General features: G+C 64.6%; 12 protein-coding genes. 9 read left to right on the top strand and 3 right to left on the bottom strand.

All coding sequences use genetic code 11. The features are described 5' to 3' along the window. Positions 1-107: 107 nt before the first annotated feature. Positions 108-863, bottom strand: a complete 756-nt coding sequence (locus tag K3551_RS14715; protein WP_259914864.1) for an SseB family protein — start codon at positions 861-863, stop codon at positions 108-110. Then, positions 860-1,438 (bottom strand): uracil-DNA glycosylase family protein, encoded by a 579-nt coding sequence (locus tag K3551_RS14710; RefSeq protein ID WP_259914862.1) that lies wholly within the window; start codon positions 1,436-1,438, stop codon positions 860-862. The genes K3551_RS14715 and K3551_RS14710 overlap by 4 nt, the downstream gene beginning before the upstream one ends. A 180-nt stretch (positions 1,439-1,618) precedes the next feature. On the opposite strand from K3551_RS14710, the gene K3551_RS14705 reads away from it, so the two are divergent. The 9 genes from K3551_RS14705 (at position 1,619) to K3551_RS14665 (ending at position 10,980) form a co-directional block, all read left to right on the top strand. Beyond that, positions 1,619-2,095, top strand: coding sequence for a hypothetical protein (locus K3551_RS14705; RefSeq protein ID WP_259914860.1), 477 nt, complete (start codon positions 1,619-1,621; stop codon positions 2,093-2,095). 55 nt (positions 2,096-2,150) lie between these two features. Further along, positions 2,151-2,762: a hypothetical protein gene (locus tag K3551_RS14700; RefSeq protein ID WP_259914858.1), complete on the top strand. Its 612-nt coding sequence runs from the start codon at positions 2,151-2,153 to the stop codon at positions 2,760-2,762. A gap of 131 nt (positions 2,763-2,893) precedes the next feature. After that, entirely contained in the window at positions 2,894-3,181 is a 288-nt protein-coding gene (locus tag K3551_RS14695; protein WP_259914849.1) for a co-chaperone GroES, read from the top strand. 51 nt (positions 3,182-3,232) lie between these two features. Continuing rightward, positions 3,233-4,876 carry a chaperonin GroEL gene (groL, locus tag K3551_RS14690; protein ID WP_259914847.1) on the top strand — a complete coding sequence of 548 codons (1,644 nt, stop codon included), beginning with the start codon at positions 3,233-3,235 and terminating at the stop codon, positions 4,874-4,876. 224 nt (positions 4,877-5,100) lie between these two features. Further along, the gene (locus K3551_RS14685; protein ID WP_259914845.1) at positions 5,101-6,399 is read left to right on the top strand and encodes a Na+/H+ antiporter NhaA; all 1,299 of its coding nucleotides are present in this window, start codon (positions 5,101-5,103) and stop codon (positions 6,397-6,399) included. A 166-nt stretch (positions 6,400-6,565) separates the two neighbouring features. Continuing rightward, positions 6,566-7,219 carry an ABC transporter ATP-binding protein gene (locus K3551_RS14680; RefSeq protein WP_259914842.1) on the top strand — a complete coding sequence of 218 codons (654 nt, stop codon included), beginning with the start codon at positions 6,566-6,568 and terminating at the stop codon, positions 7,217-7,219. Beyond that, positions 7,203-8,789 carry a capsule biosynthesis protein gene (locus K3551_RS14675; RefSeq protein ID WP_259914840.1) on the top strand — a complete coding sequence of 529 codons (1,587 nt, stop codon included), beginning with the start codon at positions 7,203-7,205 and terminating at the stop codon, positions 8,787-8,789. The genes K3551_RS14680 and K3551_RS14675 overlap by 17 nt, the downstream gene beginning before the upstream one ends. A gap of 77 nt (positions 8,790-8,866) precedes the next feature. Beyond that, positions 8,867-10,213, top strand: a complete 1,347-nt coding sequence (locus K3551_RS14670; RefSeq protein ID WP_259914830.1) for a mechanosensitive ion channel family protein — start codon at positions 8,867-8,869, stop codon at positions 10,211-10,213. Beyond that, on the top strand, positions 10,210-10,980 hold the full coding sequence (locus tag K3551_RS14665; protein WP_259914819.1) for a DUF3445 domain-containing protein: 771 nt from the start codon (positions 10,210-10,212) through the stop codon (positions 10,978-10,980). The genes K3551_RS14670 and K3551_RS14665 overlap by 4 nt, the downstream gene beginning before the upstream one ends. A 22-nt stretch (positions 10,981-11,002) precedes the next feature. On the opposite strand, the gene K3551_RS14660 is transcribed toward K3551_RS14665, so the two are convergent. Then, positions 11,003-12,073: a 2'-deoxycytidine 5'-triphosphate deaminase gene (locus K3551_RS14660; RefSeq protein WP_259914816.1), complete on the bottom strand. Its 1,071-nt coding sequence runs from the start codon at positions 12,071-12,073 to the stop codon at positions 11,003-11,005. Between the last annotated feature and the right edge of the window lie 15 nt (positions 12,074-12,088).

Here is a 12,088-nt window from a genome sequence, read left to right as displayed (position 1 = left end):
CCTCTCCCCCGCCCGGACCGTGCCTGTCCCTCATCCCGAAATGCGTCGAACGCACGCGCCCCCCGTCAGAGCATTCGCTCGACGGGGGGCGCTTCGTTATTTGGGGGTCAGCGCAGGCGGGGTGGCGCGTCGGGGTTGCGGACGGGGCCGGTCTGCGCGGCCTCGGGCAGGTCGATGCGCAGGCCGTGGCGCGACAGGGTCGCCGCAAGGGGCTGTGCCGCACGCAGGAAGGTGACGTCGAGTTGGCCCGCCTCCAGCCCCGAAAAGACCAACGCCTCTGACACGGCCCGGGCCAGGTCGGGCTCGGCCCCTGGCACGGGATCGATGATGCCCAGAACGTGGGATCGCGCACCGTCTTCGTAAATTGCACCCGCCAGATAGGCCGTGCGGGCCAGTCCCGCAGCCAGGGTCAATTTGCCGTCGAGCGCGGTGATCAGCGCTTCGGGCAAAGCCCCCGGAGGCGTGACCTCCGCGATGCGGCGCTCGGTCTCTTCGGGGGCATGGGCCAGGGTTTCGGCCAACCAGCGCAGGGCATCCGGGTCCAAAAGCTGCGCCGACGGCGCGTCTTCGAGGTTGAGGCCGAGGCCCAGCCCCTCAGCGGCGAGCAAGCCGGCCAGGCGGCGCCCCGACAGGGTCGCGGTGGGGGCACCGCCGGCAAAGCCTTCCAACCTGTCGGGCAGGTCGAATGCCAGCGCGTAGGACGTGCCGTCGATCTCGAAGAGGCGCGGGGTGACCGTGTCGCCCTCGGCCCCGTCGAGCAGCAGATGCAGCTCTGCTTCGGCTAGCCGGTTGAAGAAGGTCAGGCGGTCGGCGTCGTTCCCCGTCGCCTCTGCGTGGATATGGGCAGTGTCGAGCGGGGTCATGTCAGGGCCTTTCGGATCGTCTCACGCAGGGCGGGCAGGGTTTCGGCGTCAAACCAGGGGTGCTTCTTCAGCCAGGCGGTGTTGCGCCAGGACGGATGTGGCAGACACCAGACCCGAGGCGCAAGGGCGCGCCAGTCGCGCACCCGGTCGGTGACACGACCTGGCCCCAGATGCCAGGTCTGCGCGTAGGCCCCGATCAACAGGGTTACGGGGGGATCGCCCGCATGGTCGAGCGCCGCCTTGCGCCAGGTGCTGGCACAGACCCGGGGCGGGGGGATGTCGCCACCCTTGGCGTCGTAGCCGGGAAAGCAGAACCCCATCGGCACAATGGCCACGTTGCGCCGGTCCCAGAACGTCGCCTCGTCCACGCCCATCCAATCGCGCAGGCGCACGCCCGACGGGTCGTCGAAGGGCTTGCCCGACAGATGCGCGCGCATGCCGGGCGCTTGGGACGCGACAAGGATGCGCGCGCCGGGGCGGAACCAGACGACCGGCTGCGGGCGATGCGCCGAAGCGGTGGCGGCGAAGCGGTCAGCGCAAAAGCGGCAGGCAGAGATGTCATCAGTCACGGGCATGAGGCGGAGGTAGGAGCGCGGGAGCCCGAGGTCAAAGGCCTGCCCCGTGCGGGACACCGGGGACGTCAAGCACGATATCCCGTTGCCTGCCGCAGGCCCGACGGCAATCGTATTGCTTTCAGGCTCGATTGCGCCATGATGCTGCCAGCCTGAACCCCAAATTGTCAGACTGGAGCGAACATGTCGCAGATATTCCAGATTGCCGCCATCGCGGTTGCCACCTTGGGGACGGGGGCCGCTGCCTTGACCGTGATGAATGAAGACATTCCCGACCTGGTAATTCCGGACGGCAACTGGGCCGACACCGGCGCGCTGGATGGGCGAACGTTCCGGGTCCACGGCGAAGACCTCAACAGCGGTGCCGAATTGACGGACGAAATCATCTTCCGGGACGGGACCTTCCAGTCGACGGATTGTGAAGACTACTGCGCCTTTGGGTGGTCGGATTATCGCACCAAGGTTGTCGACGGCGTGATCCACTTCTCGACGACCACGATCTGTCCCGATGCGCCCCACACGGTTGTCTGGTACGGTCAGGTCGAGGGGGACGAGGTGGTCATTGACGCAACCTGGACCACGCGGCGCTGGTACTGGACCAACCAGATTCCGATACGCGCGTCGGGCACCTTGGTCCCGGACGGCAGCGTAACGGGCTGAGGTCTGGTCGATGGCAGGCGGGGGCGGTGGTGCGACGTCGCTGGTTGTCAGGGGTGTGCTTCTGATCAGTCTGATCGGGCTGGCGACCTTGGGTGCGCACGAGATCCGCGACGCCCTGGACCTGCAGATTCGCCCCGACAACGAGCAGCAGGTCCATCGCGGCATCATGATCGGGGCCGTGGCCTATATCGGCCTTCTGGCGATGCCCTTTGTGCCGGGGGCGGAAATCGGGATCGCCCTGCTCGCCGGGTTCGGCGCGGCCATAGCGCCGTTGATTTATGTCTGCACCGTGACCGCCATGATGCTGGCGTTCGTCGTCGGCCGGTTTCTTCCGATGGGCGGCTTGGAAAGGCTGTTGCGCCTGGTCCGGATGCGCAGGGCCGCCGACCTGGTGGCGCGGGCGGCGACCCTGCCGCAGGAGAAGCGATTGGAAATGCTGCTGGAAGGGCAACCGCCAAGGTTGCTGCGTCTGGCGTTGCGCTATCGGTATCTTGCCCTGGCGATCGCTTTGAACACGCCGGGCAACTCTCTTCTTGGCGGGGGCGGTGGAATCATGATGATCGCCGGGCTGAGCGGTCTGTTCACGCCGCTTGCGACTTTTGTGTCGGTTGTTCTGGCGGTGGCCCCGGTGCCGTTCGCCGTCGCGTTCCTTGGCCTTCGGTTCTGACCACAACCGCCAAAAATTTTGACATCGGTATGCGTTGACAGTCCGCGATGGCTTGCCTACCTACCCCTCGTTGGCACTCCCTTCGGGTGAGTGACAACAGGGAGAAACATTCAAGCTGAAAGGCTATGCACATGGCTTTCAAACCGCTGCACGACCGCGTTCTGGTTCGTCGTACGGAATCCGACGAGAAGACCAAGGGTGGTCTGATCATTCCCGACACCGCCAAGGAAAAGCCCGCCGAGGGTGAGATCGTGTCCGTCGGCGAAGGCGCCCGCAAGGACTCGGGCGAGCTGATCGCACCGTCTGTTGCCGCTGGCGACAAGATCCTGTTCGGCAAGTGGTCCGGCACCGAGGTCACCCTCGATGGCGAAGAGCTGCTGATCATGAAGGAATCCGACATTCTGGGCATCATCTCGTAAGAGATCGCCTGAACGTCGCATCCCAACACATTCAATTCTCAGGAGAATAACATGGCCGCCAAGGACGTGAAATTCGACACCGACGCCCGCAATCGCATGCTGAAAGGCGTCAACATCCTCGCCGACGCCGTCAAGGTCACGCTGGGCCCCAAGGGCCGCAACGTGGTTCTGGACAAGTCGTTCGGTGCCCCCCGCATCACCAAGGACGGTGTTTCGGTCGCCAAGGAAATCGAGCTGGAAGACAAGTTCGAGAACATGGGCGCCCAGATGGTGAAGGAAGTTGCTTCCCGCACCAACGACGAGGCCGGTGACGGCACCACCACCGCGACGGTTCTGGCCCAGGCCATCGTCAAGGAAGGCATGAAGTCGGTTGCCGCCGGCATGAACCCGATGGACCTCAAGCGCGGCATCGACATGGCCACCGCCAAGGTCGTCGAGGCCATCAAGGCCGCTGCCCGTGACGTGACCGACAGCGACGAAGTCGCCCAGGTCGGCACCATCTCCGCCAACGGAGAAGCTGAAATCGGTCGTCAGATCGCCGACGCGATGCAGAAGGTCGGCAACGAGGGTGTCATCACCGTCGAAGAGAACAAGGGCCTCGAGACCGAGACCGATGTTGTCGAAGGCATGCAGTTCGATCGCGGCTACCTGTCGCCTTACTTCGTGACCAACCCCGACAAGATGACCACCGAGCTGGAGGACGTGATCGTCCTGCTGCACGAGAAGAAGCTGTCGTCGCTGCAGCCGATGGTTCCGCTGCTGGAGCAGGTCATCCAGTCGCAGAAGCCCCTGCTGATCATCGCCGAAGACGTCGAAGGCGAGGCTCTGGCCACGCTGGTCGTCAACAAGCTGCGCGGTGGCCTCAAGATCGCTGCCGTCAAGGCACCGGGCTTCGGTGACCGCCGCAAGGCCATGCTGCAGGACATCGCGATCCTGACCGGTGGTCAGGTCATCTCCGACGATCTGGGCATGAAGCTTGAGAATGTCGGCATGGAGATGCTGGGCACCGCCAAGCGCGTGTCGATCACCAAGGACACCACCACCATCGTCGATGGTGCCGGTGACAAGGCCGAGATCGAGGCACGCGTTGCTCAGATCCGTGGTCAGATCGAAGAGACCACCTCCGACTACGACCGTGAAAAGCTGCAGGAACGTGTTGCCAAGCTGGCCGGCGGTGTTGCCGTCATCCGCGTCGGTGGCATGACCGAAGTGGAAGTGAAGGAGCGTAAGGACCGTGTCGATGACGCGCTGAACGCCACCCGCGCTGCCGTGCAGGAAGGTGTCGTCGTGGGCGGTGGTGTTGCTCTGGTTCAGGCGGGCAAGTCGCTCGACGGGCTGGAAGGCGCCAACTCCGACCAGACCGCCGGTATCGCCATCGTGCGCAAGGCCATCGAGGCCCCGCTGCGTCAGATCGCCGAAAACGCCGGTGTCGACGGTGCCGTGGTTGCTGGCAAGGTCCGCGAAAGCTCCGACCTGACCTTCGGCTTCAACGCTCAGACCGAAGAATATGGCGACATGTTCAAGTTCGGCGTCATCGACCCGGCCAAGGTTGTCCGCACCGCTCTGGAGGATGCAGCCTCCATCGCCGGTCTGCTGATCACGACCGAAGCCATGGTTGCCGACAAGCCTGCCAAGGAAGGTGCTGGCGCCGGTGGCGGCATGCCCGACATGGGCGGCATGGGCGGCATGATGTAAGCAGTAAGGCGGCGTTCAGCCGACTTTTGCGAACACGTTAGTGCAAGGGCCCCCTCGTGGGGCCCTTGTCACGCTTTACAGAGGCTTTATCCGGGCGCGCGTCCCGCCGGGATCAGGTTGTGGGCCCAATCGACCCGGATCAAAGGCATCGCGGCCTGCGTCGCGCGCTTGTCCTGTCCAGCCACCTCCGTTAGCAGTGCAGAACGATATTCAAGGGGGCATGAATGTATCGCGTCTGGAACTTTCTCACTAATTATTCGCTGCTCTTGATTGCAGGCGCGTTGATCGCGCTGGTCTGGGCGAACAGCGATGCGCATTCCTATCACTTGCTGGTCGAATACCCCCTGTGGTTCAACAACTGGATCGGGGCAGATCTACACCACTGGGAACTGCTCATGGGCCCGGACGCCGAGGCCTTTGGCCACGCCGAAACGGCCAAGGTCGTCACGGCACACTACCTGGTCAACGATATCCTCATGGCGTTCTTCTTTGCCATCGCGGGCAAGGAAGTCTGGGAGGCGGTGATCCTGGAAAACGGATCCCTGCGCGGCAAAAAGGCGGCGACGCCCCTGTTTGCGACGCTGGGTGGCATGATCGGGCCGATTTCGGTCTATCTGGGCCTCGCCTGGTTCCTGGGTGCCGAGAAGTTCGGCATGGTCGCCAACGGCTGGGCCATTCCCACCGCGACCGACATCGCGTTCAGCTATCTGGTCGGCCGCCTTGTGTTCGGCGCGGGTCACCCGGCGGTGCGCTTTCTGCTGCTGCTGGCGATTGCCGACGATGCAGCGGGCTTGATCATCCTGGCGATCTTCTATCCGTCGGGGGAACTGGCCCCGGTCTGGTTGCTGCTGTCGCTGGCCTCTGCTGTGGGCGTGTACGTTCTGTTCAACTGGTTGCCGCGCAAGCTGGATGCCGGGGATCAACTGCGGCCCCGCTCCACCTGGGTCCGGCAGAAACTGTCGTGGTGGCCCTATCTGATCGCCGGTGCCTTGTCCTGGTTCGGCTTTGCCCAGTCCGGCCTGCATCCGGCGCTTGGCCTGCTGCCGATCGTGCCGACCCTGCCGCACGCGGACCGTGCCTTCGGCATCTTTGCCGAGGCGGAGCAGTATCTGACCGATCTGCTGAACCATACGGAACACCTGCTGAAACACCCGGTGGAGATCGTCTTGTTCTTCTTTGGCCTGATGAACGCGGGCGTTGAATTCTCGGCGATTTCCGAGCCGACCTGGCTGGTCCTTGCGGGGTTGATCATCGGCAAACCGCTTGGCGTGCTGCTGTTCGGCTACATCGGGGCGCATACGCTCAAACTCGGGCTGCCAGCAGGGATGCGCACCGTCGATCTGTTCGTGATCGGCTGCGTGGCGGCGATTGGCTTTACGGTGTCTCTCTTCGTGGCCTCCGTCGCGTTCGAACCGGGACCGGTTCAGGATGCCGCCAAGATGGGCGCGCTGTTCAGCTTTGCCGCAGCCGGGATTTCCTTGATCGCAGGCAAGCTTGCCAAAGTGCAGAAGGTGGCCGGATAAAGGCGAGAGCCGGGCAATTTTCGGCAAGTTCGCCGCAAAATAACGCCCGGGCGGTGTGAAAATCGCCCGGGCGTCCACAATGTAGACGGATTAACCGGTTATCAGCAGGGCAGGGCGCGCCCATATTGGGGGCCTCTTTCATGAGTCCAACCAGGTGCCCGTGCGCATGATCGAATTCGATTACGTCAGTAAGTCCTTCTGGACCGGCAAGCAGCGCAAGGTGATCCTTGACCGCGCGTCCTTCCGGGTGGAGGCGGGGCGGTCGGTCGGTATCCTGGCCCCCAACGGCACCGGCAAGACGACGATCATCAACATGATGGCGGGGCTTGAAAAACCTGACGAGGGCGAGGTCCGCCGCACCTCGCGCGTGTCGTTTCCGCTGGGTTTCATGGGGGGGATCATCCCCAAGAACACGGCCACCGAAAACGCCCGCTACATCGCGCAGCTGTATGGCCTGGATCCCGACTACGTCGAGGCGTTCTGCCGCTGGCTTTGCGATATCAAGGAATACTTCGACATGCCCGTCGGCACCTATAGCCAGGGGATGCGCGCGCGGTTCAGTTTCAGCCTGATGCTGGCGCTGGAATTCGACATCTACCTCATCGATGAGGGGATGCCGTCCACCACAGACGCGGGTTTCAACAAACGCGCGGGCACGATCCTGCGCGAACGGCTTCAGGATGCCACCGTCGTCATCGTCAGCCACCAGGCCCGTATCCTGGAACGGTTCGCCCATTCGGCCGCCGTGCTGCGCGATGGCAAGATCTATCACTTCGACACGCTTGAAGAAGCGCGGAGGCTCTATGAATACGACGCCTAAGGCTCGCAAGTTCCGCATCCGCCCGGACGGTCCCTTTCTGACCCCCGGCGTGACCGTGCCCGAGGGGCCGGTTCCCGCCGTCGCCCCAGACCAGATCGCGCCCGCCGCCAATTCCGATACCGCCGCGCCCGCACCCGCGCCCCCCGCACCGGCAGAGGCCAAGACAGAGGCGCCGTCCGGCCGTCAGATGCGCATGGCCCGACGCATCGCCCAGAAACACGGCATCAAGGTCGAGGATGATGCCCAGGCGATCGAGGCGCTGCGCAAGATCGGGATCAATCCGTTTGAGCGGTCGAACATGTTGCAACTGGTCCCCGGTCAGACCGACCCGGCGGCCCCTGACGCCCAGTTGCCTGCCGTCCAGAAACAGGCCCCGCCGCCCGCGCATCCTAATCCCGTGGTCATGGACGCAGACGCCCGCGCCTCTGAGATCGTCAAGATTCAGCGCGACATCGCCAAGCGCCGCCGCCGCAGGCTGGCCCTGCTGACCACGCGGCTGGCGTTTTTCGTGGCGCTGCCGACGGTCATCGCGGCGATCTATTTCTATGTGATCGCCACCCCGATGTACGCCACCAAGTCCGAATTCATCATCCAACAGGCCGACGCCGCCGCGGCTGGCGGGGCCGGTCTGGGCGGGCTGTTTTCCGGGACAGGGATCGCCACGCAACAAGACAGCATTTCGGTGCAGGGCTATCTCTTGTCGCGCGACGCGTTCCAACGGCTCGATGCGGATCTGGGCTTCAAGGAGCATTTTTCGGCCGAAGGGATCGACCCCCTCCAACGGCTCGACCCGGACAGCACGCAGGAAGCCGCCTACAAACTGTATCAGCGCATGGTCGAAATCGGCTACGATCCGACCGAGGGCGTCATCAAGATGGAGGTGGTCGCCGCCGATCCGGAGGTTTCCGCCGCCTTCAGCCGGGCCCTTATCGGCTATGCAGAAGAACAGGTGGACCAACTGACCGCCCGGCTCCGCTCTGACCAGATGGCGGGTGCGGTCGATAGTTTCCAGGCGGCCGAGGAACGGATGTTGCAGGCGCAGGCGCGGATCGTCTCGCTGCAGGAACAGCTGGGTGTCGTATCTGCCGACGCCGAGCTGACCAACCGCTATGGCCAGATCAGCGTCATCGAGACGGAGCTGCGGGCCGAACGGCTGCGCCTGGACCAATTGCAGGCCAATGCGCGCCCCAACCCGACGCGGGTGGACGTGTCGCGACGTAATATCGACCGGTTGACGGCTGAACTGGACAGTCTGCGCGCCGGCCTGACCGATGGGGTCAACAGCGGTGCATCATTGGCACGGGTGACCGCCGAACTGGGCGTGGCGCAGATGGATCTGACGACGCGGCAACTGCTGCTGCAACAGGCGGCGCAACAACAGGAAATGGCGCGGATCGAGGCGAATCGTCAGGTTCGGTATCTGTCCACGCCGGTTCCGCCCCTGCCGACGGACGAGGCGACCTATCCGCGGTCCTTTGAAAATACGATTCTGGCGTTCCTGATCTTTGCCGGGGCCTATCTGATGATCTCGCTCACCGCCGCGATCCTGCGGGAACAGGTCACCGGCTGACACCCTGGTCCCAGGGTTGCCAAAAAATCCCCGCGTTCGGGCTTGATCCGGGCGCGGGGCGCGTCAACTGTGCGCAGATGATCCGCGCGCTTCTTTTCCTGCTTTGCCTGGCCGGCCCCGCTGCTGCCCAGGATGCCCCGACACAGCCTTCCGGCACGATTTCCACCACCCAGGATTCGCGTGGCGATCTGGCAATCGAGCAACGGATCGAGGCAATCATCGCTGAATTGGACGGCTACGCCGAGGTTGGTGTCGATGTTCGCGAAGGCATCGTGACCTTCACCGGAGAGGTCCTCGACGGAGAGGCGATCCCCCGGTTGGAGGAATTGGCCGCCCGCGTCGACGGCGTCGTCGCGATCGAAAGCGAAGTCATCGAGAGCACGGACGTCTCGCGCCGTCTGGATCCTGTGGTCAAACGGTTCCAGGATCGGTTCTGGCAGACGGTGACCTATCTGCCGCTGCTGGCTGTGGCGGTGACGGCGGGCGTGTTCGTCATCCTGCTTGGGGTTCTTCTGGCACGCTGGGACTGGCCGTGGAAACGCATCGCGCCCAACGCATTCATCGCCGACATCTACCGCGTGGTGCTGCGGCTGGCCTTTGTGCTGGCCGGGGTGGTCGTTGCGCTGGACATTCTGAATGCGACGGCGGTTCTGACCGGTCTGTTGGGGGCGGCGGGCATCGTCGGTCTGGCGGTTGGTTTTGCCGTTCGCGACACGGTCGAGAACTTCATCGCTTCTGTCATGCTGTCCTTGCGCCAGCCGTTCCGGCCCAATGACTACGTCGATATCGAGGGCAGCGCCGGGTCGGTCATCCGCCTGACCAGCCGGGCGACGATCCTGCTGGACGCGGACGGCAATCATGTGCGCCTGCCCAATTCCTTTGTCTTTAAGGCCAAGATCCTGAACTACACGCGCAACGAGGAGCGTCGATTTTCGTTCATGTTGGGCATCGATCCGAACGACGATCTGGCGCAGGCGCGGCAGATCGGGCTGGCGACCTTGGCCGAGTTGGACTTTGTCCTGACTGATCCCGCGCCGCAGGTCTGGGTCAAGGAGGCGGGCGACAGCACCGTGTCGATGGAATTCCTGGCCTGGGTCAACCAGCGCGAGGTGAACTTTGCAGTGGCGCGTGGCGAGGCGCTGCGCGTCGTGATGGCCGCCCTGACACGGGCCGGCATCGGCCTGCCAGAGCCCAGCTATCGCCTGAACCTGACCGGTGGCGGTCTGCCGGTGATCGACTTGCCGGATACCGACCGGCGCGCCGAGGCATTGGTCCTGTCGGAAGACGATACGCCAGAGCCGGAGAAACCGCACCTGGACGCACGGGACGTCGCCGCCGACACCACGATCGAACGGATGGTGGACGAGGAGCGGCGTGAAAACGACCGCACCGATCTGCTCAGCACTGCCGCGCCCGAGGAATGACCGCAATCCTTCAGGGACGGTTGCCCTACACGCCCTGGTCGGATCCCGCGCTGTCCCGCATGCCCGGAATGCGGCCGGTCGAGGGGCACTGGGCGATCGTGGACGACGCCTATCAGCCGCAGTTGGCGGAAAAGGCGCGATTGCTTCGGGCGCGCCGGGATGACGTGCTGTGCCTCTTGCCAGAGGCAGAGGCCGCGGCAGAAGAACTGCGCGCCGGTGTCCTGGCCGACCTGCCGCCGGGGTTTGCCAGAACTGGTGCACAGATCCTGCGTCCCGACGGGGTCCGTATCGATATCGACGGCCCGCCGCTGCTTGTTCTGTCGCGCCTCCTGCAGGAAGATCTCCTGATCCTGACGCGCGGCCCCAGGGAACACGTGCTGTCTGCCGGATTGCTCTGCTTTCCGGCGTCCTGGACGTTGTCGGAAAAGATTGGCCGCCCTCTCACGCGTATTCACCGCCCGGTGCCGGACTACGATGCCGATATCGCCCACAGGGTGCAGCGGATGTTCGACCGCGTGCAGGTCGGCCGCCCGATGTGGCGGGCCAATGCGCTGGCCTATGCGCGGCCCGACCTGAACCAGCCCCATGGCGAAGCCGATCCCCGCCCGGCCTCTAGGCCTGCGCGTTTTCTCCGGTCAGAGCGGCAGACGGTGCTGCGTCTGCCACGGACCGGCGCCGTCGTATTTACGGTGCACACCTATGTCGTCCGGCTGCAGGCCTTGACCGCCGAGCAACGCGCAACCTGCCCATTGTCGCTGACCGCGTAGGGCGGGGTTCACGCCGCCCTGCTCAGGGGGTGGCGAAGTGCTTCGACAGCTTCAGCCCCTGACCTTGATAGTTCGACGCGATCCCCTGACCGTATAACTGCGCGGGCACGTCCGACATAGCCTCATAGACCAGCCGCCCAACGACCTGCCCATGTTCCAGAACGAAGGGGGCCTCATGGCAGCGCACCTCCAACACGCCGCGCGCGGGCGTGCCGTGGCCGAAACCGGGGTCGAAGAATCCCGCGTAATGCACCCGGAACTCTCCGACCATGGCCAGATAGGGGGCCATCTCGGCGGCATGGGTCGGCGGGATGGTGACCGCTTCGCGACTGACGAGGATGTAGAACGCGCCGGGGTCGAGGATGATCTGTCGGCGGTCGGTGCGGATCGCTTCCCAGAAGTCGCGGGGCGCATAGTGGCCCAGGCGGTCGAGGTCGATCACACCGGTATGCGGCTTGGCCCGCCAGCCCACCAGGTCCCCCGGTCCCGGTTCCAGATCGACGGAAAAGCCCAGGCCTTCGTCGATCACCGGAACCCCATCCACCAGCGGCGACTGGTCATGCAGGGCGCGCAGCGCATCATCGTCCAGCACCGCCTCGCCGGCGCGGAAGCGGATCTGGTTCAGCCGCATGCCCGGGCGGACCAGAACCGAAAAACTGCGCGGGCAAATCTCTGCATAGAGCGGGCCGTCGTAGCCGGTCGGGATGCGGTCGAACTCCGTCCCGCCATCGGTCACCGTCCGCGTCAACAGGTCCAGCCGCCCGGTCGAGGATTTCGCATTCGCCACCGCCGACAGCCCGGCAGGCAGGGACAGACGTTCCTGCAAGGGCACCAGATAGACGGCCCCCTTTTCCAGAACGGCCCCATCCGACAGATCGATCCTGTGCATCTCGAACTCGGGCAGGCGATCGGTCAGGCTGCGCCCGGCACCCGGCAGGAAAGAGGCGCGGACCCGATACGCCACATCCCCCAGTCGCAGGTCCAGCGAGGCTGGCTGCACCTGTCCGGCAACCAGATCAGGGGCGGTGATGGCCCCCGTGGCGACCATCGCCTCGATCTGCTGGCTGGCCAGAACACCTGTCGGATAGGTCATGGCGCGGTCCCCCTG

Origin of the sequence: Jannaschia sp. M317 (assembly GCF_025141175.1) — a bacterium.
GTDB lineage: Bacteria > Pseudomonadota > Alphaproteobacteria > Rhodobacterales > Rhodobacteraceae > Jannaschia.
Note: the sequence above shows the minus strand (reverse complement) of the source record. Positions and strands in the feature narration are given on the sequence as shown.

Bases quoted from the DNA above. Each gene is read 5' to 3' on its own strand.
- K3551_RS14705 (WP_259914860.1), top strand. From the start codon at position 1,619: ATGTCGCAGATATTCCAGATTGCCGCCATCGCGGTTGCCACCTTGGGG.
- K3551_RS14710 (WP_259914862.1), bottom strand. From the start codon at position 1,438: ATGCCCGTGACTGATGACATCTCTGCCTGCCGCTTTTGCGCTGACCGC.
- K3551_RS14685 (WP_259914845.1), top strand. From the start codon at position 5,101: ATGTATCGCGTCTGGAACTTTCTCACTAATTATTCGCTGCTCTTGATT.
- K3551_RS14675 (WP_259914840.1), top strand. From the start codon at position 7,203: ATGAATACGACGCCTAAGGCTCGCAAGTTCCGCATCCGCCCGGACGGT.
- K3551_RS14715 (WP_259914864.1), bottom strand. From the start codon at position 863: ATGACCCCGCTCGACACTGCCCATATCCACGCAGAGGCGACGGGGAAC.
- groL (WP_259914847.1), top strand. From the start codon at position 3,233: ATGGCCGCCAAGGACGTGAAATTCGACACCGACGCCCGCAATCGCATG.
- K3551_RS14670 (WP_259914830.1), top strand. From the start codon at position 8,867: ATGATCCGCGCGCTTCTTTTCCTGCTTTGCCTGGCCGGCCCCGCTGCT.
- K3551_RS14680 (WP_259914842.1), top strand. From the start codon at position 6,566: ATGATCGAATTCGATTACGTCAGTAAGTCCTTCTGGACCGGCAAGCAG.
- K3551_RS14665 (WP_259914819.1), top strand. From the start codon at position 10,210: ATGACCGCAATCCTTCAGGGACGGTTGCCCTACACGCCCTGGTCGGAT.
- K3551_RS14660 (WP_259914816.1), bottom strand. From the start codon at position 12,073: ATGACCTATCCGACAGGTGTTCTGGCCAGCCAGCAGATCGAGGCGATG.
- K3551_RS14695 (WP_259914849.1), top strand. From the start codon at position 2,894: ATGGCTTTCAAACCGCTGCACGACCGCGTTCTGGTTCGTCGTACGGAA.